This is a genomic window from Gammaproteobacteria bacterium (assembly GCA_016200485.1).
Taxonomy (GTDB): domain Bacteria; phylum Pseudomonadota; class Gammaproteobacteria; order Tenderiales; family Tenderiaceae; genus JACQEP01.
Map to the genome: position 1 here is coordinate 62,231 of JACQEP010000012.1, position 22,715 is coordinate 84,945.

The window sequence follows — 22,715 nt, forward strand, 5'->3', positions numbered from 1 at the left end:
GGCATACAAGTGGAAAAATCTTATACGTTGCGCAAGGTCTGCAACGGCGGCTGATTGAGCACGTGCTTTGTACCCAACGTTCCCGCCAACCCGACACCGATCGCCCCGACGAGCATTCCGCCCAACCACAGACTTGGTCCGGGCACGTAACTCAATTCAAACACCCGTTCGGCGAGGATCATACCCACGACCCCGGCAGCGACCGACGCCACCAAGCCCGACAACAAACCGAGACCGGCGTATTCCAAGACGATGCTGCCGAGAATCTGACCTCGCCGGGCGCCAAGGGTGCGCAGGATCGCGGCCTCGTGAATCCGTTCGTCGAGGGTGGCGTGGATGGCGGCGTAGAGCACCATCAATCCCGCGCTCAGGGTAAAGAGAAAGACATACTCCACCGCCAAGGTGACGCGATTGATGATGCTGCGCACTTGATCGAGAATGACGCCGACATCCAGTACGGTGATATTGGGGAACTGGCGCACCAAACGATTCAATACATCATGCCGCGCCAGAGGCAGATAAAAACCGGTGATGTAGTTGACCGGATAAGCATCCAACATGCCCGGCGGCGCCAGCACAAAAAAATTGGCGCGGAAGCTATCCCACTTCACACTACGCAGACTGGTGATCTCAGCGCTGAAGCGCTGGCCGCCAGCGCTATATGTGAGTGTGTCGCCAAGCTTGAGTCCCAATTCTTTGGCAAGCCCCTCTTCGACCGAGAACAACGCCTTGCCAAAATCACTCGCCTGCCACCAGTGACCGGCAATGATCTGGTTATCGTCTTGCAGCTGTTCAGCCCAGGAAAGATTGAATTCGCGATTCACCAGCCGTTTGGCGCGCTCGACCGGAAAATCATCCATCGACACTGGCCGGCCATTAATCTCCACCAGCCGCGCGCGAACCATCGGATACAACAGCGGCACGTCGACCGCTTCCGATTTAAAAAAATCCTGCAACGGTTTGAGCTGATCTGGCTGGATGTTGATCAGAAAACGGTTGGGCGTATCTTCCGGTAACCGTCCCTGCCACTCTTCCAGCAAATCGCTACGCACGACGACCAGCAACAACAACGCCATCAGCCCGATACCAAAACCGATCATTTGCACAATGCTGTGATTGGCGCGACGTGAGAGATTGCTCAATCCCAGCCGCCAGGCGGAACCACCTCGCTTGAATGTGCGCAATACAAACAGCAACCCCGCCGCCAACAACGCTAATAATCCTGCCAACAACACCAACCCCAACACTACCGCCAGCGCCAATTTAAGATTTTGAGCTTGAACGATCACCAGCAATAAAAACGCACCCAAGCCGAAACCATAAGCCAACACCGCGTTGATGCGCGGTGGACCAAGATCACGGCGCAACACGCGCAGCGTAGGCACGTTGGTCAGTTGCAACATCGGCGGCATGGCAAAACCCAGTAGCGTGATCATGCCAGTGAGCAGGCCCCACACCACTGGCCATGCGCCCGGCGCAGGCAGATTAACGCCTGCCAGCGGTCCAAGAAAAACCACTAACCCGGATTGCGCGACAAAACCGATCACGATGCCGATGGCGCTGGCCACCACACCGAGAAACAACATTTGTTGCAGATAAAGCCGGCTAATAAATTTCTGCTCGGCGCCCAGACACCGCATCACAGCACAGTTATCGAGATGACGGCTGACAAAACGCCGCGCTGCCATTGCCACGGCAGTCCCGGCCAACAACACGCTGACCAGCGCCGCCAATCCGAGAAAACTCTCGCCCCGCGCCAATGCCGTGCGCACCTCGGGCCGCGCATCTTCGACCCCCTGCAAGGTTTCACCCGGCGCCAGATGTTGCTGCCAATCCATGCGCAAGCGCGCCACTGCTTTCGAATCACCTGCAATCAATAACCGGTAATGAACCCGGCTCGCGGGTTGAATTAATGCGGTTGCGGCCAGATCATCACTGTTCATCAACAATCGAGGCGCGATATTGAACATCGTCCCCTCCGATTGATCTGGTTCGCTGGTCAACACAGCGGCCACTTTAAGCTGTGTGGCGCCGACGCTAATCTCCGCGCCGACATCAATACCCAACTCGGACAGCAAGCGGCTTTCCGCCCACACCGTACCCGGCGCTGGGCCTCCCTCAGTCGCGGCATCATTCACAAACAAATTTGGCGCAATACGATGCTGCCCGCGCAGTGGATAATTTTTACTGACTGCTTTGAGCGCCACCAGTTGACTGCGCTCGCCTGACAAAGCCATGGTCGGAAATTCCGCTGTCGTTGCACTTTGCAAACCCGAAGCTGCGAGTTGTTGCAAACGTTCTGCAGTCACCAGTTCGCCGGATTGCAACACCAGATCACCACCCAACAGATCATTGGCCTGGCTTTGCAGAGCCTGGTGAATGCGATCAGTGAAGAAACTCACTGAGGTGACACTGGCAACAGCGATAATCAGTGCCAGCATCAATACCGTCAGTTCACCCGCACGCCAGTCGCGACGCAGGAAACGTAGCGCTAAAGAGATGTTATTCACGCACCGGACCTCAACTGTCCAGCGTCCAGTTCCAAACGCCGCTGGCAACGATCCGCCAGATGATTATCATGAGTGACCAGTACCAGCGTTGTCCCCTGCTCAACATTGAGCTGAAACAGTAAGTCAATAATGCGCTCACCGGTCTGCCGATCAAGATTGCCAGTCGGCTCATCGGCGAACAACACCTTGGGCTGCGAGGCAAAAGCACGGGCTATGGCGACACGCTGCTGCTCACCGCCTGAAAGTTGCTTGGGATAATGCTTCAACCGCCGTTCCAAACCCACCCGCTGCAATACTTGTGTCGCCACATCGACGGCATCGCGCCGCCCCGCCAATTCCAGCGGCAGCATTACATTTTCCAGGGCCGTGAGATTAGGCAAAAGCTGAAAGGCCTGAAACACAAAACCGACCTTCTCGGCGCGTAGTCGGGCACGACCATCTTCATCCAGCGCGAATAAATCGACTCCGTCGATGTGCACGGAACCTGTTGTTGGCGTGTCCAACCCCGCCAGCAACCCGAGCAAGGTCGATTTGCCGGAACCGGAAACCCCCACCACCGCCACCGATTCGCCCACAGAAATGTTAAGATTTATGTTCCGCAGCAGTTTGAGTTCACCCTCGGGACTGGTCACTGTTTTGCAAAGATTCTCGGCTTGTAGGGCAATGTTGGCCATCATGTCTCCATCAACTCAGCAAGTGAAAAATGGCGGTGGGTGCGTCGCGCGCGCCATGTTTTAGGGTTGATGATTTGGCGCGCATGGCGCACCCTACCGTGAATTTGTTTAAATTGTCGATTCATAATGCAACGTAAAAACTCATGATAATACGCTTCTTTCTCTCGGTTACCCTGTTCGCAATGTCAACAGCGACATTCGCCGCCCTGCCACCCGTCATCCTTGTCTATGGCGACAGCCTCAGCGCTGGCTTTGGTATTGAACAGAATGCCGGTTGGGTCAGCTTGTTGCAACAACGCTTACGCGAAAAAGGTTATGGGCACCAGGTGGTCAATGCCAGCATCAGTGGCGAAACCACCAGCGGTGGCTTGGCTCGCTTCAATAACACGTTGGACCAATTTAAACCCAAAATCGTTCTTATCGAATTGGGCGCCAACGATGGCCTGCGTGGATTGCCTATCGATGCCATGCACGACAATCTGGCCAAGATGATTGAAATCTCACAAAAACGAGGCACTAAAATATTACTGATTGCCATGAAGTTGCCACCCAATTATGGCACAACCTATACCGAATCCTTCGCCAACACATTTTATGACTTAACCAAACATTATAAATTACCCAAAGCACCATTCCTGCTGAATGGCTTATCCACACCTGATCATTTTCAGGCCGATGGCCTGCATCCTACCGCGCAAGCACAGAGCATTATTCTTGATAATATCTGGCCCTCGCTAAAACCACTGTTAAAATAATCGTCATGAACTCAAGCACTGATAAATATCAACGCATCGTTAACGACCTGATTAAACAAGGTTGGTCAATCAGCGAAAATTTCATTAATGCCGAAGTGGCACAGGCATTAAAAAACGAGGCCGATGCCTTGCATGAAAACGGCGCCTTTCGCCGCGCCGGTGTCGGTCGTGAACAGGGTTATCACGTCGAATCCAAAATCCGTGGCGACAATATCGTCTGGCTCGATGAAGTCACAGATCACGATGCACCACAGCGTTATCTCGCCGAACTCGAACAGTTACGCCAAGTGATCAATCAGCAAATGTTCTTGGGTTTGTTTGAATTTGAAGGTCATTTTGCGGTGTATGGTCCCGGTACGTTTTACCAACGCCACCTTGATCAACATCAAGGCAGCGACAGCCGCCAGGTGACCTGCGTGATGTACATGAATGAGCATTGGCAACCCGAACATCGCGGCGAACTACGACTATTCGTGTCTGAAAACGGCAATGAACGCGCCATCGACATCCCGCCACGCGCCGGTCTACTGGCCTGCTTTTTAAGCGAAATGTTTTATCACGAAGTGCTGCCCACTACGACGGATCGATATAGCATCACGGGCTGGTTCAGGCGACGGGGGTAAATAATATCATTCGCTGACACTCACTGCGCGCAGCCCAAAATGTTTAACAAAGGGTACAAAATCTTTATCGGAAAATAACAGGGAGTGGTGATTTGCGATGCAGAACGTAGCGATGATCACATCAGCCATTTTTCTGACTGTAATTCCCTTCTTTCTCAAAGCACGAAAGTTATCGGCACTTTTCAACGCGCCTTTTGTTCCCAGCATGTCAAAAATCGTAAGCGTAGTCAGCAACCGCTTGGCGGTTTTGTAATCCGCATCCGTGCGAAAACCTTGGAGCACTTCAATTAAGATCAAATCACCGATGGCGAGAGGTTCGGCTCCCAATAAGGCATCAAGCTTCGCCGGAGCCGGAGTATCCCGGCCATTGAAATAGTCAATCCAGACGCTCGAGTCAACAATGATCACTCGGCAATTCTCAACTGATCCAGATCCCCTTCCCATTTCAAGCGTCCACGGAATGCCTTGATACCTTCCTGTTTCCTGAGACGAACCAAGGTCTTAAGACCAAGCTCAACAGCCTCGCGTTTGGTTTTGAGACCGGTCGCCTTGAGGGCTTCATCCATCAAGTGATCATCAATGTCGATATTGGTTCGCATAACACAACCCCCGTTATGTATAAAAATATTATTTTATACACATCACACACTGGTCGCAATCCCACCTTTTGCCGGGTGTGTCGGATCCAATTCCCGCTGCACCCAATCAGTTCTAACTCCCGATTACCCGCCTGCCGCTACGTTGACCCGCCTCCCGTAAACGGGCTAGTATCACGGTTTAGCTTCAGGTATCCCCACGGCGTCTGCCGCCGGGATAAAACGGGAAGCCGGTGAGTGAATCACGAGTCCGGCGCTGCCCCCGCAACGGTAAGCGAGTCAAGAAACAGCATTAAGGCCACTGTGCATGCACGGGAAGGCGCTGTTTCCGGGATCAAAACCCCGCTCGCAAGCCCGGAGACCGGCCTGTCGCACAAAAAATCAGCATTGCGGAGGGCGATGTCACGGTGAGCCGTTTGTTTTCTTTATTGCCACTGTCCACCCCCTCCCCCGGTATTGTGACGTCAGCCGATCTGACGGGAGAAAACCAGTCATGCCCACATTATCGACCAAGTCTTTGATCAAGCGATCATTCTCCCCTTGCTGCATGTTTGGGGCTGACTGAAGACTTATGACCCATCCAGCACGTCATTGCCCTGCCCTCTTCATCTCGGCCCCGGCCTCCGGCCAGGGCAAAACGACGATCACCGCCGGACTGGCCCGTCTTTACCGCAATCAGGGGCATCGGGTACGCGTCTTTAAAACCGGGCCCGATTTTCTCGACCCAATGATCCTGGAACGCGCCTCCGGCAACCCGGTCTACCAGCTCGATCAGTGGATGGGGGGTGAAGACCATTGCCGCGAACTCTTATATAAAGCGGCAGCCGAGGCTGATGTGATTTTGGTGGAGGGTGTCATGGGCCTCTATGACGGCACCCCTTCCAGCGCCGATCTGGCGCAGCGCTTCAATATCCCGGCCATGACTGTGATCAGTGCCACGGCCATGGCGCAGACTTTTGGCGCGATTGTGCATGGCCTGGCCACATACCGCACCACTCTAGCTTTTGCCGGGGTATTCGCCAATCATGTTGGCAGTGCCAGCCACGCGGCCTTGCTGGCAGAGTCGCTACCGAAAAATATTTCCCTGCTCGGCACAATGCCGCGTGACGAGCAGCTTTCGCTGCCATCACGGCACCTGGGTTTGGTACAGGCGCAGGAACTGGCTGATCTTGATGAACGTCTGGATCGGATCGCGGCGGCGTTGGCTGAAACTGCACTCGCGCAATTGCCGGCAGTGGTGACCTTCACCGCACCTGCAGAGACTACTACGCTGCCGAAATTGCTGAAGGGTGTGCGCATCGCCGTAGCGCAGGATGCCGCGTTTTCATTTATCTATCCCGCCAATCTCGATACGCTGCGCGCGCTGGGTGCTGAACTACGCTTTTTCTCACCGCTGACTGATCACACACTGCCTGAGGCTGATGCACTGTATTTGCCCGGTGGCTATCCTGAGCTGCATTTACAAGTGTTAGCGGACAATCATGCCATGCAGACAGCCATCTGCGACCATCATGCTGCGGGCAAACCCATCGTCGCCGAATGTGGTGGGATGTTGTATTTATTGGAATCGCTGGCAGATAGCGCCGGTACGCGTGCCAAAATGACCGGCTTGCTGCCGGGCCATGCCACGCTGCAAAAAAAACTGGCCAATCTTGGCCTGCACAGTGTGACGCTGCCCGAAGGCCAACTGCGCGGCCATAGTTTCCATCATTCACAGATGGAGACATCGTTATCGCCGATTGCGACAAGTCAGCCGCAACGCAAACGAGGGCAAGCGGAAGCGGTATATCGAATTGGGCGATTACAGGCGTCATATTTGCATTTGTATTTTCCGTCCGCGCCGGAAGTTGCGGCACGGTTGTTTAGTTAGTGAAGTATTGATTAGGTTGTTACCCCCCCTCCCTCAGGGAGAGGGTTGGGGTGAGGGGGCAATAGTAGGGGCGATTCATGAATCGCCCCTACATGATTAATCCCCTCATCCTAGTCTTCTCCCTGAGGGAGAATGGACTAAAAATTATTTTTCAACAGAATATTAAATTTTTTATTTACTTTAAGGAGAACATCATGCACATCGAAACCGCATCCACCACCCAGACCAAAGCCATCCCCACCAATACCGCATCATCCAGAATGCTGGCCGTCCTACTCGTCGCTGTTCTCGGTTCGATACTCGTTTTCGCGGCAGGTTTCGCCGGGGCGGACGTTCTTCACAACGCCACTCATGATTCGCGTCACTCGACCGGGTTCCCTTGTCATTAACAGAAACAGGTACTCTGCATATGAACATGACGATCTTCAGGGGCATGGTGAAGGTGGCGGCACTCGCCGGCATTCTAGCGGGCTTGTTGCTCACGCTGATTCAGCAAATCCAGATTATTCCGCTGATTCACGAAGCTGAACGCTACGAGCACCCCGAATCAACCGTCGATCATGCTAACCACAACCACGCCACGGGACACGAACATGGCGAGTGGCAACCGGAAAATGGCTGGCAGCGGACGCTGTCCACCACTGGTGCCAATATCGTTGTCGCGCTCGGGTTTGCGTTATTGCTGAGCGCAGCGGTCGCATTCCGCGGTGCGAAACTTAATTGGCGTACCGGTCTACTGTGGGGTCTCGGAGGTTACACCGTCTTCTTCGTTGCACCTTCTCTGGCCCTGCCACCGGAAGTTCCCGGCGCGCAAGCAGCGGAACTAGAATATCGACAGCTATGGTGGATCAGCACGTCGCTCTTCACTGCCAGCGGTCTTGTCTGCATCCTTTTCTTTCGACAACTCGCTGTCAGAATCCTCGGGGCATTGTTGCTGATTGTTCCTCATCTGATCGGTGCACCACAACCGGAAGTCTCTGGCAGCAGCGCGCCTGAAGAATTAGCGCAGGCATTCGTCGTCGCGACATTTATCGCCAATGCCGTGTTTTGGCTGGGGCTCGGCGGTTTGTTCGGATTCTTTCATCGGAGATTCGCAGATTGAGCATGGGCAAGGTGTGGTTCGTCGGTGCCGGTCCCGGTGATCCGGAATTGTTGACGCTCAAGGGGCGCGATCTTATCGCCCGCGCGGGCGCAATCCTCTACGCCGGTTCGCTGGTATCGGAAGCGGCAACTCGCTGGGCACCAGCAAATTGCGACATCGTCGATTCCAAGGACATGACGCTGGAGCAAATCACCGATTGGTTAATTGCCCAGGCACAGGCGCATGACACTGTCGTGCGCCTGCAGACCGGTGATCCTTCGCTCTATGGCGCGTTGATCGAAATGCTCCAGCCGCTGGATGCCGCCAATATCGAGTGCGGTGTAGTACCCGGCGTTTCTTCGGCGATGGCTTCAGCTGCAGCAGCGATGGAAAGTCTGACCCTGCCGGAAGTCACGCAGACCGTCATCTTCACGCGCATGGAAGGCCGCACGCCGATGCCGGAAGGTGAATCGCTGCAAGAACTGGCCCAACACCATTGCACGATTTGTCTGTTTCTCTCCATCACCTTGCTCAGCAAAGTAAAAGCAGAGCTGCTCGCTGCCGGTTGGACAGAGGACTCACCCGTGTTAGTGGTCCACAAGGCCAGCTGGCCGAATGAAGAAAAAATCATCCGTGGCACACTGGCCGATATCCGCGAGCGTTGTCGCGAAGAAAAGATCAACAGTCAGGCAATGATTATCGTCAGCCCGACACTCGGCGCACGCCACTGGCGGGAATTGAAAAAATCAAAACTCTACGACGCAAGTTTTACTCATCGTTTCCGCAAAGGCGGAAAAACAGTACGCGAGGCTTCACAATGAAAGATACGATTCTGCTCGTCGGCCACGGTTCACGTAATCCCGCGGGCAACCAGGAAATTGAACAGTTTGCAAACATCTGGCGCAAACGCCATCCGGACTGGAACATCGAAGTTTGTTTTATCGAGTTTGCCGATGTCATGTTGGACCAAGGCTTGGATAACGCCGCACGTCATGGCCGGCGTGCGATCGTCGTGCCGTTGATCCTGAATGCCGCCGGTCACGTGAAAATGGAAATTCCCGAGCACATCGAGGAAGCGCGAGAACGCCATCCGCGCATTGAGTTTGTTTATGCACCGCATTTAGGCGCCTGCGACCCGATTCTGAATATTTTGAAACGTCGACTCAAAAAGGCCATGAATCAATTGGACATGCCCGATCCGAAAACTACGAGCATCATCGTACTGGGGCGTGGCTCGTCGGATCGCATGGCTAACGGTGAACTCGCCAAGATGGCACGCTGGCTACAGGAAGAAGGCGATCACGAACTGGTGGATATTGCCTTTACCGGCATTACCTATCCGCGCATTGAAAGCGTGGCTCAACGTCATTCCAAAGTGGGGATGACACAAATCGTGGTACTGCCCTATTACCTGTTCACCGGCACCCTGATCGAACGCATCAAACGCCAGGTGGAACATCTCAGCGCCCAGTATCCGCATATCCGTTTTGCCCGCGCTGATTATTTTGGCTTTGAGGAAGAGATTTACCAATTACTGGATGAAAATGTACATAACATTCAACATGAGCACCCTGCCGCATTGATGCCTTGCGATGGTTGCAAATATCGCGAAATCGCGCATGAGCAGGGCCATGGTCACCACCATGATCACGCCCATCCCCACGAGCATGATCATCATGAACACGAACATGATCACATTAGAATCGCAGGCGCAAAATGAATACCGTCGTCACTGAACAACTCACTCAGGCGGGCCAACAGATAGAACACGAATCCTTCGCCATCGTTGATCGCGAAGCCGGTCCGCACCATTACACAGCGGAGCAATGGCCTATCGTGCGGCGCATGATTCATGCGACAGCGGATTTTGAATTTAACGGCCTGACGCAATTTCATCCCACTGCGGTGCGCGCCGGGATCGATGCCATGCTTGCGGGCAGACCGATTGTTGCCGATGTCGACATGATCTGCGTTGGTGTATCGCGGCCCCGCTTGGCGCATTTTGGTGTAGAGATTCATCAATTCATTAGCGATGAGGACGTCATCGCCCAGGCACGCGCCAAGAATTCCACTCGCGCCGTGCAAGCCATGCGCAAGGCACATCAACTTGGATTGTTGGATGGCGGCATTGTCGCGATCGGCAACGCGCCCACGGCATTACTCGAAGTCATCCGGCTGATGCACGAGGAAAAAGTACGCCCGGCACTGATTGTGGGTATGCCAGTGGGTTTTGTCTCTGCCGCCGAATCCAAGGCCGCACTCGCCGAAATCGGGGATATTCCGTGGATTATCACCTCGGGTCGCAAAGGCGGTTCTACTCTGGTCGTCGCCGCATTACATGCATTACTGGCCTTGGCTGAGGCTCAACAAAAGGCAATAGCACGCGCTTGATGGAGTCCACGAAAAAGAAAGGTACCCGCACCGGTTTTACGACCGGTGCCTGCGCTGCCGCTGCTGCACGCGCCGCCACACTTGGCCTGAGCCATGGCCAGGTGCCGGAGTCGGTAGATTGCTTGTTGCCCAATGGGCAGACGGTGCAATTTGCAGTCACTGAAGGCCAATGTACAAAAACACAGGCGCATGCCGTCGTCATCAAAGATGCGGGCGATGATCCGGATTGCACCCATGGCGCGCATTTAACTGCCGATGTCAGTCTGTTAACCGACGCACCCGGTGCAGTAATACTTGAAGGCGGCGCCGGTGTTGGCACCATCACTATGGCGGGACTAGGTCTGGACGTTGGCGGCCCGGCCATCAATCCCGTACCACGCCGTAATATTGAAGAAAACGTGCGCGCCGCTGCGGGCACACTGCTCGCAATTAATGGTTTAAAGGTCATCATCTCTGTGCCGGGCGGCGAAGAGATGTCAAAAAAGACTTTGAATTCACGCCTGGGCATCATCGGCGGCATATCCATCCTCGGCACCACTGGGATCGTGCGCCCCTACTCCACCGCTGCGTTTCGTGCCAGCGTGATTCAAGGGATTCAGGTTGCTGCACGACAGGGACAAGACACCGTCGTCCTCACCACCGGCGGTCGCACTGAAAAATTTGTGATGCGAGAGTTATCGCAACTGCCATCTTCCTGCTTTGTGCAAATGGGCGATTTTCTCAGCTACGCCCTGGATACGGTAGTCGAAGAAAATATTAAACATGTCGTCATCGGTGGCATGGTCGGCAAACTTACCAAAATGGCTCAGGGCGAAACCATCACCCACGCCGGGCGCGCCGAAGTCAACACTACGCTACTGGCCGAGCTGGCGCAAAGCATCGGCGTCGCTGCCAATATCTGCGATGACATCCGCAATGCCGAGACCGCGCGTTATGCCGCTGAGCGCATGGAAGAATTGGGACTGGTCGATGCCTTCCACCATGCGCTGGCGCAACGTGTAATCACGACACTGGGAGCGCGCTATCCGCAAAAATTCAGCCTCAAGGTTTTGATTTGTGATTTCGATGGCAACAAGATCGCCGAAGCAACAGGAAATACGCCGTGATGGAAGTAAAAGAAAAATCGCTACACAGCGCAGCATTGAATACGGCTGTCGAGCCCTGCCGCATTATTGGCGTACTGGATGATGGCGCCGCCAGTCTGAGCGCACGCGCGCTCGGCTTTATCAAACAGGCAGATCTGATCATCGGCGGCACACGCACGTTACAACAATTTGCAGATTACTTTGCGCCACAGGCGGAACGCCGTGATCTTACCGGGCAACTCAGCCAGGTCACGGACTGGATACAGCGTGCCCAAACACAAGGCCAACAGGCTGTCGTGCTGGCGACCGGTGATCCACTGTGTCACGGCATCGCCAGCTATTTACTGGCCAGACTCGATCATAATGCATGCGAAATTTTACCTAACATCTCCACGATCCAATTGGCCTGTGCCCGCCTTGGCTTTAGCTGGCAGGACATGAAAATTTGCTCCGTGCATAGCCGAGATGCTGGCGAGTGGACGCCTGGCGCCGGGCCCGAGCATGGGCTCTATGAATTACTACGTGCAGTAACACAGCATGATCGACTGACCATTTTCACCAGTCCGCACAACTCGCCCGATCGCATCGCGCGCATGCTGCTACAGGAAGGCTTGGGCGATGAGTTGCGTATGGCTGTTGCCGAACATTTATTGCAACACGATGAACGCATCATCAACAACTGTTCAATCACTGAGGCCGCCGAACGCAAGTTCACCGACCCAAATATCTTATTTTTATGGCGAGATACCCCCGCCCGTCGCGAACTGCTGTTTGGCCTTGCCGATGACAGTTATCGCCAGCGGTACCCGGAAAAAGGCCTGATCACCAAACGTGAGGTGCGCGCCGTATCGCTGGCGCGCATGCAATTGCGCAACAACAGCATCGTTTGGGATATTGGAGCCGGCTCCGGTGCCGTCGGGCTGGAGGCGGCAAGACTAGCAACAGATGGCCATGTTTATGCCATTGAAAAAAACCCCGATGATGTCGCCAACGCTGCCGAAAACCGCCGCGCGCAAAAGATTCATAATTACACATTGGTGAACGCCAAAGCGCCTCAGGGAATGGACGTCTGGCCGGCCCCGGATGCCGTATTTATCGGCGGCTCGGGTGGTGAACTTTCAGAGCTGATCAAACTGTGCTTGAACCGCCTGAATGAGAATGGTTGGCTGGTGATGAATTTTGTCACTTTTGAAAATCTTTCAACGGCGATTGAAACCCTGAAGACGATCAATGCCGAGTGGGACATCACGCAATTGCAGGCCTCGCGCAGCCGTCCGATTTTGAATATGCAGCGACTGGCTGCTGAAAATCCGGTGTGGATTGTCTGTGCCAGAAGGAATGATTCCCATGGCGAATAAAGGCATCTTGTACGGCGTATCGCTCGGCCCTGGCGATCCGGGATTCATCACTCGCCGCGCCTGGGAAGTGCTGCACCAAGATACCGTGTGGACCTACCCGATTCGCAACAAAAAATCGGAGAGCTTTGCCTTGGGTATCGCACAACGCGCGGGGCTTAACTTGCCTAAGCAACATACGCCGTTAATCTTCCCCATGACTCATGATACGGAGTTGCTGGCTAAATATTGGTTGCAAGCCGCTCAAACAGCACTTGAATTTTTGCTGCGTGATCAGGATGTATCGTTCCTCGTCGAGGGCGATGCCTCCACCTATTCCACATTTGGCTATCTGGCGCGCACGGTCGCCGCGCTTGATCCGGAAATTCGAATAAAAATTATCCCTGGCGTTTCCTCTTTCCACGCTGCGGCTGCACGTTTACAAACCTCGCTTGCTGATCAGGACGACACCGTCGCCATTATCCCTGCGGCTTACGGTATCCCCACCATCGAACGCTTGCTCGCTGATTTTGATACGCTGATATTGCTCAAAGTCAAACCCTTAATCGATGACATTATCGATCTTCTCGAACAGCACAATTTGCTGGAACACAGTTATTTCGTAGAAAAAGCAGGCACCCCTAATGAGCGAGTGATTCGCAATGTCCGCGAGCTGCGCGGCCAGACCGTGAACTATCTCTCGCTATTAATGGTAAAGAACCCACAACGTCAACGCAGCGAGATGATTCGCGGCTGTCGCAAAAAATCCAGCTCTGAGCTGGTTGAGGAAGAAGCATGAGCAGCACTCCAGCAATACCCCGCGTCGCGCTGGTCGCCATCACCAAACATGGCGCCCATCAGGTTACCGAGCTCGCTCCACGTATGCCGGAAGCGACCGTGATCGTCGCCGAAAAATTCAGCGAAACCATGCGCAGCATTCCCAACACCCTGTGCAGTTACAGCGGCGCATTAAAGGACGAAATTGCTTCAATGTTTTCTGATTACGATCAGATTGTATTTTTTGTATCCCTGGGTGCCGTCGTGCGCTTGATCGCACCACACCTCAAATCTAAAGATGAAGATCCGGGCATCTTGGTAGTGGATGATGCGGCGCAATTTGTGATCCCGGTACTATCAGGCCATGTCGGTGGCGCCAACGCCTATGCTGAACATCTTGCCGCGCTATTGAATGCCACGCCGGTGATTACCACCGCCTCGGATGTTGGCAAGACGATCCCAGTCGACATCCTGGGCCGTGAACTCGGTTGGAAAGTGGAAGCGCCGAAAATCAATATCACGCGCGTCTCCGCACATGTCGTGAACGGTGAACCCATTGCCTTTGTACAAGAAGCGGGATCAAAACAATGGTGGACACGGCCTACTCCACTCCCCGCCAATGTCCATATCTTTGATCAATACGAAGCCGTGGATCTGAATCAATATAAAGCCGTACTTTGGGTCACGCGCCGTAACATCAAGGATGAAACCTGGGACTCGCTGTCAGAACGATTAGTGGTGTATCGCCCACCGGAGCATCAGCAATGAACCGTGTTGCGCTTGGCATCGGTTGCGACCGTGACACATCGCTGGCGACACTGGAAACAGCGGTGGCACAAGCATTGGCACTGGCCAGCGTCTCGATGGACGAGGTACAAGCCGTGGCCAGCATCGATAAAAAACAGGATGAAGTTTGTCTGCTGGCACTCGCCAAACAACACGGCTGGCGGCTCAAATTTTATTCTGCTGAAGCGTTGGCGCAAGTCCCTGTCCCCAATCCTTCGGCGACCGTGATGCACTACATGGGGACTCCGACGGTGGCTGAAGCCGCCGCGCTGCTGGCGGCCAACACAGACATGCAAAATCTTCTAGTAGAAAAACATAAATACCGTGGTCCGGACAACAAAAACGCCACGGTCTCGATTGCAAAGGTAACCAAATCATGAGTAATGGAAAAATTTTCTTGGTCGGTCTCGGCCCTGGCAGCGAATCGCACATGTCGATCCGTGCTCGCGAAGCTATCGCACAGTCGGATACCATCATCGGCTATTCAACGTATATCAAGCTGGTGAAGGATCTGATCGACGGTAAAGAAGTCATCCGCAAGGGCATGACGGAAGAATTGGATCGTTGTTATGAAGCACTGGAACGTGCGCAACAGGGAAAAATCGTAGCGTTGGTGTCATCCGGTGATACCGGGATTTACGGCATGGCCGGACCTACCTATGAAGTCTTGCTCCAGGCGGGATGGAAGCCCGGCAATGGCATCGAGGTCGAAGTCGTTCCCGGAAGTTCGGCCATCAATTCTTGCGCCGCATTGGTGGGCGCACCACTTACTCACGATTTCTGTTCGATATCGCTGTCTGATCTGCTTACCCCGTGGCCGGTCATCGCCCGTCGCCTTGAGGCTGCTGCACGCGCCGATTTTGTTGTCGCCCTCTACAATCCCAAGAGCGGCCGCCGCACACAGCAAATCGTCGAAGCACAACGCATCATGTTGCTGCATCGCCGCGCCGATACGCCCGTAGCCTTGGTAAAGTCCGCCTATCGACCACGGCAAAACATTCAGTTCACAACCCTGGAACACATGGCCGACCACGACATCGGCATGTTGACCACGGTATTAATCGGTAACAGCAACACTTTCTTGCGCGAAGGATTGATGGTCACCCCGCGCGGTTATGCTAACAAATACGAAACCATGCGCGGTGAAGTGCTTAGTGGTGAACAGGCCGGCCGCTCACTCAGCATGGGACTGTTAGGATGGAAATCCTATGTGCGTGGTTATCTGCGCGACAACCCGGAAGTCACACTCAACGAAGTGGCCCGCCATTTTGATGCGCCAGTCGGTGAAATACTCGCCGCGATTGCCGAAGCGAATAGCGATGACGATGCAGGCATCTATCAGGCCATTGCGGCCGCCCCGTCGCAACAAGACAAAGCGCTCGAACTGGCACGCCAATGGGGAAAACTGCGCGGTGTGGCACGTTCCAGCAATGATGCCGTCGTCGAAATGCTGTTTTCCGGCGCCGACCTTGAGCGCAAGGGTGAACGTCTGAATGTCATTAACGACCACTTCCATCTACACATTCCCTGGCACAAAGTCCATCAAGCCTGGTTCACCGGTCGCGATAATATGCTGCACGGTGTTTATTTCCTGGATGAACAACGTACTCCCGTGTTCTCGCTGCTGCTCCGCACACTGGATCGTCCTTTCGACCGCGAGGCACTGGCGCAACACATTGAGTTGATCGAATGCCCGCCGGTACTTGCTGTAGCGGAGGCCGCCAACGATGAGTGAATTCAACATGCCTGAGAAGCCAAAAATGGGCGACTACAAACGTCATTTATTGATATGTGCCGGCCCGCGCTGCAGCGAGGATGGCGAATCACAAAGACTGTTCGATAGCCTGGGAGAGAAATTCAAGGCCGCGGGTATTGATAGTGGTGCATTACGTGTAAAACGCACCCGCACCCACTGTTTTGCCACCTGCAAATCCGGCCCAATTGTGTGCGTCCAACCCGATGGCATCTGGTACTACAATGTCACTGAACAAAATCTTGATCGCATCATTGCTGAACATTTGGTGGGTGGCGAACCGGTAGAGCATTTGATCTATCACCGGAGCATGGAACATGCCGAAGTCAGCTGACACAGCGACTGACGCCCCGCACTTCAGCGCCCAGGATCGCGATAGCCTTTATCGCATCATCGAGGCGCGCCGTGACATGCGGCACTTTGTGTCCGGCACTCACATCGACGACACTGTGTTAGCGCGCATCATGGCCGCAGCGCACATGTCGCCGTCTGTTGGATTGATGCAACCGTGGCGCTTTATCCGCATCCTCGATGTGACCCTGCGCCAACGCATCGCCGATCTGGTTGAAGCAGAACGCCAGGCCACTGCCACAATATTAGGCGAACGCAATGCAGAATTTCTGCGGCTAAAAGTGGAAGGCATCCGCGAATGTTCGGAACTGATGATCGCTGCACTCGCACCCGATGATGGCACTGTGTTCGGCCGCCGCACCCTGCCGCAAGAAATGGCGTTAAGCTCCGTTGCCTGCGCCATTCAAAACATGTGGCTGGCCGCACGTGCTGAAAATCTGGGCATGGGCTGGGTATCGATGTTTGAACCTGCCGCGCTGGCGCAATTGTTGGAAATGCCCTCCGGCAGCAAACCCATAGCCATCCTTTGTCTCGGTCAGGTCGATCAATTTTATCCCGCACCGATGCTGGAACTCACCGGCTGGCGTCAAGGGCGGCCACTGCATGAACTCGTTTTTGAAAACACCTGGGGCAATGCACAAGAACACGCACCCCCACTGCACGCCACGTCAACACCATGATCATTGCACTTAGCGTTTTAGCTGCACTGGTACTTGATGCCCTGCTCGGTGAACCGCGCCATTATCATCCACTGATTGGCTTTGGTCGTCTTGCGCGCATCGTTGAAGCCAAGTGTCATGGCCAAAGCAATTCATCACCATCGCAACAGCGTCTGCGCGGGGCGTTCGGCATCACCCTCTTAATCGCGCCTTTCGTGCTACTGGCCGCAGGCTTGGCAATACTTAGTCCGATAGTGGGTGTTGTGATTCTTTATCTCGCCATCGGCTGGAAAAGCCTTGGAGATCACGCCCTGCGTGTGCGTGATGCCTTGCGTGAAAACGATCTGACTGCCGCACGCCGCAATGTCGGCATGATGGTCAGCCGTGACACCGCCAGCATGGAAGTAACGGATGTGTCCAAAGCCACTGTTGAATCGGTGCTGGAAAACGGCAATGACGCCATCTTCGGCGCCATTTTCTGGTTCATCATTGCAGGCGCGCCTGGTGTTGTTTTGTTTCGACTTGCCAACACACTCGACGCCATGTGGGGCTACCGCAACGAACGCTTTCTGCATTTCGGTTGGGCCGCTGCACGACTCGATGATGTTTTAAACTTTATCCCGGCACGACTCACCGCACTCACCTACACGCTGTTCGGAAAAACCAGACATGCGCTTAATTGCTGGAAAATACAGGCACCGCAGTGGGATAGCCCCAATGCTGGCCCAGTAATGGCCAGCGGTGCAGGCGCACTCGGCATCATGCTCGGCGGCCCCGCTCGTTATGAAGGAGAAATGCACGATCGCCCAATACTCGGCGGTGGCGAATTGCCTTCCACTCACGACATCGATCGTGCCTTGAAACTCATCAACCACGGTCTGCTGCTATGGTTGGTTATCCTTTTTATCGGAGCATTCATTCATGCTTGAACATGGCGGTCGCCTGCATCAAGCTGCAGCGCGCTACAACATTCCATTGAATGACTGGATTGATCTTTCCACCGGCATTAATCCTCACGGTTGGCCCGTACCCAATATTCCCGCCGCCATCTGGAATCGTTTGCCCGAAGATGAAGACAATCTCGTCTCTGCTGCTTGCGACTATTATGGCGCCTCTGCATTACTGCCTGTCGCCGGATCACAGGCCGCGATTCAAACACTGCCACAATTGCGCGCACCGTCACGCGTCGCGGTGATCAGCCCCGGTTACAACGAACACGCGCATGGCTGGCAACGCGCCGGTCACGATGTCGCACCCGTGAGTGCAGAAAATTTAAACGCTGCTTGCGCTGAAATGGATGTCGTCGTCGTCATTCATCCTAATAATCCAACAGGTGCGCGATTTTCAACGCAGCAATTACTCGACTGGCATCAGCAACTTTCTGCCCGTGGCGGCTGGCTGGTGATCGATGAAGCCTTCATGGACACCACGCCGGAATACAGCATCACCAAACACACACCGCTGCCCGGATTAATCGTATTGCGTTCGCTGGGAAAATTTTTTGGTTTGGCCGGGGCCCGTGTTGGTTTCGTGTTAGCCGAAACGCAGTTGCTGGATCAAATGAAACAGCTGCTCGGCCCGTGGAGCATCAGCGCCCCCGCCCGCCATGTTGCCGCGCACGCATTAATGGATAGAACATGGCAAACCGCCATGCGCGCACAATTAAATGCCGAAGGTCAGCGCCTCACTTCACTGCTAGCGAAACACGGACTCAACACCCACGGCTGCGCCCTGTTCCAATGGCTGCCAACACCGAACGCCGTGCAACTCCACGAACACCTCGCCCGCCAGGGTATTCTCACGCGTTTGTTTCAACAACCACCAAGTGTGCGCTTTGGTTTGCCTGCTACGGAGTCGGGTTGGGAACGATTGGATATTGCTCTTGCCGCATATAAACGTAGGGGCGATTCATGAATCGCCCCTGCGAAATTTACAACGAAGAATAATTTGTTATCTGGCAGCTTGTTGAAAAAGTAATCTGAGTCCCTTCTCCCTAAGGGAGAAGGTTAGGATGAGGGGATATAATTAAGCGCTTATAATGCTTTAATCCCCTCACCCCTGCCCTCTCCCTGAGGGAGAGGGTATCTTTCAACACGCTGCAAGCCTTCCGTTAATCCGCCAACCCCACATACACATTCTGCACATCATCATCCGCATCGATGGCTTCCAGAAACGCCTCCACCTCGGCACGTTCTGCATCACCCACCTTTACCGGATTCTTGGGGCGGTAGCCGATTTTGGCCGACTGCACCGCAAAACCATAGCTCGGCAACGCGCGTGAGACGGCATCCAGTTCGGCGGGATCGGTGTAAAACAGCGTTGTGCCGTCATCACCCGGCTCCAGATCACTGGCGCCGGCTTCGATCGCAGCCATATCGGGATCAGCACCTGCGGCTTCCGGCGTCGCCTCAATCATTCCCAGATGATCAAAATCCCAGGACACCGACCCGGCAGCACCCAATTGCCCCTTACGGAACAACCCCCGCATACTGGAGATGGTACGGTTGGCATTATCCGTCAGACACTCAACAATCACCGGCACGCGGTGCGGCGCAAAGCCTTCATACGTCACCTTCTCGAAGCTCACCCCTGAGTCCAGCAGGCCAGCCCCCTTCTTGATCGCCCGCTCGACGGTATCCTTGGGCATGGAAGCTTTCTTCGCCTGATCCACCGCCAACCGCAAACGAGGGTTCATGTCCGGATCGGCACCATTGCGCGCCGCGACCATGATTTCCCGCGCCAATTTGGTGAAGATACGGCCCTTGGCGTTGGCCGCTGCCTCTTTGCCTTTTGCTTTCCACTGAGCACCCATGCTTACGTCCTCGCGATTCTTATGCCTATCTAGCTCGCTATTTTAATGGAAAATGGGGTGGCTGGGTAAAACATACGATTCGTAGGGTGCGCCGTGCGCACGCGGTCATTCGCCAAATCCACCCTTGGCCACAATGGCATCGCCACCGCCCCAATCAAGCGCACACATTCCCAATCGAACATATCGATGGAAAGTTGAATGCGGCCAATCGCAAACCCGTTCCACCAGCCCGTGTTTGACCGGATTATAATGCGCATAATCGACATGCCGGGCAAAATCGATATCATCTCGAATTTGATGTTCCCAATATCGCCGTTGCCAGAAACCAATCTCGCGTCGTTTCCGTTGTGAGTTATTTTGTTCATGAGTAACGAGATGGCGTGACGCTTGGGACACCTGGCGTTTAATCAAGCTCCAACGAATCGTATAATCGGCATCCCCCGGAGGTAAAGTCCAAAGAGTGTGTAGATGGTCCGGCAAAATCACCAGCGCATCAATACAGAATGGATATTGTTCACGAACGCTCCGGAACGTGCTCCGTAGCGCATCAATCACCTCGGGATGCGTCAAAATACGTTGTCGGCGGTAAGTGTTTACCGTAAAGAAATAAGTTGTGCCGGGAATGTGTGAGCGACGGTAGTGTGACATGGTGTAATCATAGCTATTTGTTACGCGTGCGCACAGCGCACCCTACTGGTCTATTTGACCGTCGGCTGCGTGGCAATGCCGATAATCGTTCCCCGTTTATCTTGCGTGAGGATTTGTTGCACCTTGTTCAGCAGCCGCTCTTTAGCCCCCTCGGCGCTGAGGGATGTGACTTCGAATGCCCAGTCTTGCATGCCGTAACGTATCTGCTTGTCTTTGTGTTGCAGCGTCAGTTCCAGGTGACCTTTAGCCTGGGTGTAACCATTAGTCAGTTCTTTTTCTTCGATGTCCAACTTGCCGCTGAGAATGTAATCCGCTTCAAGCGGGCTGGCAGGTTGCATGCCACCGTTTTTCAGCCCTTGTTCAAGCATCGGGGTCAAGGCAGTGGGATTTGACAGCGTGATGTCCATCACTGGGATGACGCGCAACTCTTTCAGCAACGCTTCCATTTGCAACGACCAGCGGCGCGTGTCCCAAGGAGATTCGCGGCCTTCTTTGAGCGGGTCCACCTGTTTAAGTGATTTCTGATAAGCGGCACGGAGTTGCTGGCGTTGAATCACGCTGTGCAACAGGCCAATTTTTTCCAGCGGCTCATCGGTTGCGTCAAGTTTAGCGACGCTGATTTTTGTGGCGGCGTCCAAACTGTTTAATCGACCGCGCAGAAATGTTTCAGCCTCCTGCCGGGGCAAAACCGCCAGCGCATGATAGCGGCCCTGGTTGTGCCAAAGCGCGGCGATTTTGATCTTTTGCTGCAACTGCTCTACCGGTTCAGCTTCCGGCTCGGGGCGCAGCAATGTGATGATCCGTTCACAGGCCAGCGTCGCTGCCGCTTGTGGGCTATCGGCCTGGGCGGTGCGGGTGTAGTAATCACGGGGGGGATAATCCTGGCTGTCGTGCATCAACCATTCTGGTCGAGCGCCGATGGTGATCACAGGCAGTGTCAGTGCCATGTCGTGGCTAGCGATCGATGTGGCATTGACGGATATCGATGCCGTCTGATCAGTGGTGGCGCAAGCACCCAGTGCGGTTAACAGGGACAGTAGAATGATGCGGTGTTTGCTGTCCATGTTTTTCTACCATCTTTCCTTTGAAAAATAACAGGTATTGCGTATGGTATAACGCCTTAGCATCTGATTCAATTTCTGCACATAGATTACAAGGCTTATCCATGCTTGAGGGATTGTAGGATGTGGTGAACGAAGTGAACCGCATCAATCGCGAACAATGCGGTTCGTTCCTCACCGCATCCTACATGGGCTACCTAACATCGAGCACGCAGTTATTGGGTTTTGGTGATGTGACTTTTCTCCAGCAACAGCGGATAGCTGTAGCCCGAGCCAAAATCACGGTTAACCACCACTTCGCCGCTGGCGCTGACCTTGTCACCCACCTCCGCCGTGCCATCACTGGTGACGGTCAGATCGTTGGTTCCCTCCTTGCCAGTGCCGTCGGTGATGTGGAGGAAGTTGCGCCCCATGATGCCATTGTTCACCTTAACCACTTTGCCCCTCACCTCCACCTGTTTCCCGGCGAGTTTATCTTTCTGAGCATACACCTGCTCAACGGTCAGGGTCTCAGCGGCCAGCAGCGATGCTGACCCAAAGGTCAATAAAATAGAGGCGGAAACGGCAAGGATATTACGACGCATGATGTGACTCTCCAGTAGTGAAAGCGCTTTGTAACATGTTTGCAGGAGGTGTGCAAAGGGGGCAGGAAACTTGATCTATATTGAGGGTGGATGCATTAAATCCAAGCTACCGAGCTCGGAACAATATAAATCAGGTAGGGTACGCCATGCGCACGCAGTCATTCTGTGCCACCAAACCGTGTTTAACCGGGTTGTAATGCACATAATCCACATGCCGGGCAAAATGGTAATCCCCCCGAAAAATAGCGGTGCTCAGAAGTAGAATTTTCTCGTAGACTTAGCGAAGGAGATTCTGCATGAAAAAATCAAGATATACAGACAGCCAAATCATGGCCATTCTCAAGCAGGCCGAAGCAGGTGCACCC

The 22,715-nt window shown here is 54.2% G+C and carries 26 protein-coding genes and 1 riboswitch; of the genes, 18 read left to right on the forward strand and 8 right to left on the reverse strand.

Annotation, left to right across the window (positions count from 1 at the left end; translation table 11 throughout):
• Positions 1 to 20: 20 nt before the first annotated feature.
• Positions 21 to 2,510 (reverse strand): ABC transporter permease, encoded by a 2,490-nt coding sequence (locus HY272_08100; GenBank protein MBI3772643.1) that lies wholly within the window; start codon positions 2,508 to 2,510, stop codon positions 21 to 23.
• On the reverse strand, positions 2,507 to 3,184 hold the full coding sequence (locus HY272_08105) for an ABC transporter ATP-binding protein (GenBank protein ID MBI3772644.1): 678 nt from the start codon (positions 3,182 to 3,184) through the stop codon (positions 2,507 to 2,509). Before HY272_08105 ends, HY272_08100 begins: the two co-directional genes overlap by 4 nt.
• A gap of 143 nt (positions 3,185 to 3,327) precedes the next feature.
• On the opposite strand from HY272_08105, the gene HY272_08110 reads away from it, so the two are divergent.
• The gene (locus tag HY272_08110) at positions 3,328 to 3,939 is read left to right on the forward strand and encodes an arylesterase (GenBank protein ID MBI3772645.1); all 612 of its coding nucleotides are present in this window, start codon (positions 3,328 to 3,330) and stop codon (positions 3,937 to 3,939) included.
• Positions 3,940 to 3,944: 5 nt separating this feature from the next.
• Positions 3,945 to 4,562 carry a 2OG-Fe(II) oxygenase gene (locus HY272_08115; protein MBI3772646.1) on the forward strand — a complete coding sequence of 206 codons (618 nt, stop codon included), beginning with the start codon at positions 3,945 to 3,947 and terminating at the stop codon, positions 4,560 to 4,562.
• Between the two features lie 6 nt (positions 4,563 to 4,568).
• Here the strand turns inward: HY272_08115 and HY272_08120 are convergent, their stop codons facing one another.
• Both HY272_08120 and HY272_08125 read right to left on the reverse strand, forming a co-directional pair.
• Positions 4,569 to 4,970: a PIN domain nuclease gene (locus HY272_08120; GenBank protein MBI3772647.1), complete on the reverse strand. Its 402-nt coding sequence runs from the start codon at positions 4,968 to 4,970 to the stop codon at positions 4,569 to 4,571.
• Positions 4,967 to 5,161, reverse strand: coding sequence for a type II toxin-antitoxin system VapB family antitoxin (locus tag HY272_08125; GenBank protein MBI3772648.1), 195 nt, complete (start codon positions 5,159 to 5,161; stop codon positions 4,967 to 4,969). Before HY272_08125 ends, HY272_08120 begins: the two co-directional genes overlap by 4 nt.
• Positions 5,162 to 5,330: 169 nt before the next feature.
• Positions 5,331 to 5,543, forward strand: a riboswitch (cobalamin riboswitch).
• A 186-nt stretch (positions 5,544 to 5,729) separates the two neighbouring features.
• Here HY272_08125 and HY272_08130 point away from each other — a divergent pair.
• The 16 genes from HY272_08130 (at position 5,730) to HY272_08205 (ending at position 19,159) form a co-directional block, all read left to right on the forward strand.
• Positions 5,730 to 7,028 carry a cobyrinate a,c-diamide synthase gene (locus HY272_08130; GenBank protein MBI3772649.1) on the forward strand — a complete coding sequence of 433 codons (1,299 nt, stop codon included), beginning with the start codon at positions 5,730 to 5,732 and terminating at the stop codon, positions 7,026 to 7,028.
• A 194-nt stretch (positions 7,029 to 7,222) separates the two neighbouring features.
• Positions 7,223 to 7,417, forward strand: a complete 195-nt coding sequence (locus tag HY272_08135) for a CbtB-domain containing protein (protein MBI3772650.1) — start codon at positions 7,223 to 7,225, stop codon at positions 7,415 to 7,417.
• Positions 7,418 to 7,437: 20 nt separating this feature from the next.
• The gene (locus tag HY272_08140; protein MBI3772651.1) at positions 7,438 to 8,130 is read left to right on the forward strand and encodes a CbtA family protein; all 693 of its coding nucleotides are present in this window, start codon (positions 7,438 to 7,440) and stop codon (positions 8,128 to 8,130) included.
• Positions 8,131 to 8,132: 2 nt separating this feature from the next.
• Positions 8,133 to 8,930, forward strand: a complete 798-nt coding sequence (cobM, locus tag HY272_08145) for a precorrin-4 C(11)-methyltransferase (protein ID MBI3772652.1) — start codon at positions 8,133 to 8,135, stop codon at positions 8,928 to 8,930.
• On the forward strand, positions 8,927 to 9,829 hold the full coding sequence (locus HY272_08150) for a sirohydrochlorin chelatase (GenBank protein ID MBI3772653.1): 903 nt from the start codon (positions 8,927 to 8,929) through the stop codon (positions 9,827 to 9,829). Before cobM ends, HY272_08150 begins: the two co-directional genes overlap by 4 nt.
• The gene (locus HY272_08155; GenBank protein MBI3772654.1) at positions 9,826 to 10,500 is read left to right on the forward strand and encodes a precorrin-8X methylmutase; all 675 of its coding nucleotides are present in this window, start codon (positions 9,826 to 9,828) and stop codon (positions 10,498 to 10,500) included. The genes HY272_08150 and HY272_08155 overlap by 4 nt, the downstream gene beginning before the upstream one ends.
• Positions 10,500 to 11,606: a cobalt-precorrin-5B (C(1))-methyltransferase gene (locus tag HY272_08160; GenBank protein MBI3772655.1), complete on the forward strand. Its 1,107-nt coding sequence runs from the start codon at positions 10,500 to 10,502 to the stop codon at positions 11,604 to 11,606. The genes HY272_08155 and HY272_08160 overlap by 1 nt, the downstream gene beginning before the upstream one ends.
• On the forward strand, positions 11,606 to 12,943 hold the full coding sequence (cbiE, locus tag HY272_08165; GenBank protein ID MBI3772656.1) for a precorrin-6y C5,15-methyltransferase (decarboxylating) subunit CbiE: 1,338 nt from the start codon (positions 11,606 to 11,608) through the stop codon (positions 12,941 to 12,943). The genes HY272_08160 and cbiE overlap by 1 nt, the downstream gene beginning before the upstream one ends.
• Complete coding sequence (cobI, locus tag HY272_08170; protein MBI3772657.1) at positions 12,933 to 13,718, forward strand: precorrin-2 C(20)-methyltransferase; 786 nt, start codon at positions 12,933 to 12,935, stop codon at positions 13,716 to 13,718. The genes cbiE and cobI overlap by 11 nt, the downstream gene beginning before the upstream one ends.
• Positions 13,715 to 14,464: a cobalamin biosynthesis protein CbiG gene (locus HY272_08175; GenBank protein ID MBI3772658.1), complete on the forward strand. Its 750-nt coding sequence runs from the start codon at positions 13,715 to 13,717 to the stop codon at positions 14,462 to 14,464. Before cobI ends, HY272_08175 begins: the two co-directional genes overlap by 4 nt.
• The gene (locus tag HY272_08180) at positions 14,461 to 14,862 is read left to right on the forward strand and encodes a cobalamin biosynthesis protein (GenBank protein ID MBI3772659.1); all 402 of its coding nucleotides are present in this window, start codon (positions 14,461 to 14,463) and stop codon (positions 14,860 to 14,862) included. Before HY272_08175 ends, HY272_08180 begins: the two co-directional genes overlap by 4 nt.
• Positions 14,859 to 16,217, forward strand: a complete 1,359-nt coding sequence (cobJ, locus tag HY272_08185; GenBank protein ID MBI3772660.1) for a precorrin-3B C(17)-methyltransferase — start codon at positions 14,859 to 14,861, stop codon at positions 16,215 to 16,217. The genes HY272_08180 and cobJ overlap by 4 nt, the downstream gene beginning before the upstream one ends.
• A complete protein-coding gene (locus HY272_08190) occupies positions 16,210 to 16,569 on the forward strand; it encodes a (2Fe-2S) ferredoxin domain-containing protein (protein MBI3772661.1) in 360 nt (119 codons plus the stop codon). Before cobJ ends, HY272_08190 begins: the two co-directional genes overlap by 8 nt.
• Positions 16,553 to 17,266: a 5,6-dimethylbenzimidazole synthase gene (bluB, locus tag HY272_08195; protein ID MBI3772662.1), complete on the forward strand. Its 714-nt coding sequence runs from the start codon at positions 16,553 to 16,555 to the stop codon at positions 17,264 to 17,266. Before HY272_08190 ends, bluB begins: the two co-directional genes overlap by 17 nt.
• Positions 17,263 to 18,174, forward strand: coding sequence for a cobalamin biosynthesis protein (locus tag HY272_08200; protein MBI3772663.1), 912 nt, complete (start codon positions 17,263 to 17,265; stop codon positions 18,172 to 18,174). The genes bluB and HY272_08200 overlap by 4 nt, the downstream gene beginning before the upstream one ends.
• On the forward strand, positions 18,167 to 19,159 hold the full coding sequence (locus HY272_08205) for a threonine-phosphate decarboxylase (GenBank protein ID MBI3772664.1): 993 nt from the start codon (positions 18,167 to 18,169) through the stop codon (positions 19,157 to 19,159). Before HY272_08200 ends, HY272_08205 begins: the two co-directional genes overlap by 8 nt.
• Before the next feature lie 196 nt (positions 19,160 to 19,355).
• Here the strand turns inward: HY272_08205 and HY272_08210 are convergent, their stop codons facing one another.
• The 4 genes from HY272_08210 to HY272_08225 form a co-directional block, all read right to left on the reverse strand.
• A complete protein-coding gene (locus HY272_08210) occupies positions 19,356 to 20,057 on the reverse strand; it encodes a YebC/PmpR family DNA-binding transcriptional regulator (GenBank protein MBI3772665.1) in 702 nt (233 codons plus the stop codon).
• Positions 20,058 to 20,162: 105 nt separating this feature from the next.
• A complete protein-coding gene (locus HY272_08215; GenBank protein ID MBI3772666.1) occupies positions 20,163 to 20,705 on the reverse strand; it encodes a transposase in 543 nt (180 codons plus the stop codon).
• 50 nt (positions 20,706 to 20,755) lie between these two features.
• Positions 20,756 to 21,769, reverse strand: a complete 1,014-nt coding sequence (locus HY272_08220; GenBank protein ID MBI3772667.1) for a hypothetical protein — start codon at positions 21,767 to 21,769, stop codon at positions 20,756 to 20,758.
• A gap of 212 nt (positions 21,770 to 21,981) precedes the next feature.
• Entirely contained in the window at positions 21,982 to 22,350 is a 369-nt protein-coding gene (locus HY272_08225) for a hypothetical protein (GenBank protein ID MBI3772668.1), read from the reverse strand.
• Positions 22,351 to 22,715 lie beyond the last annotated feature (365 nt).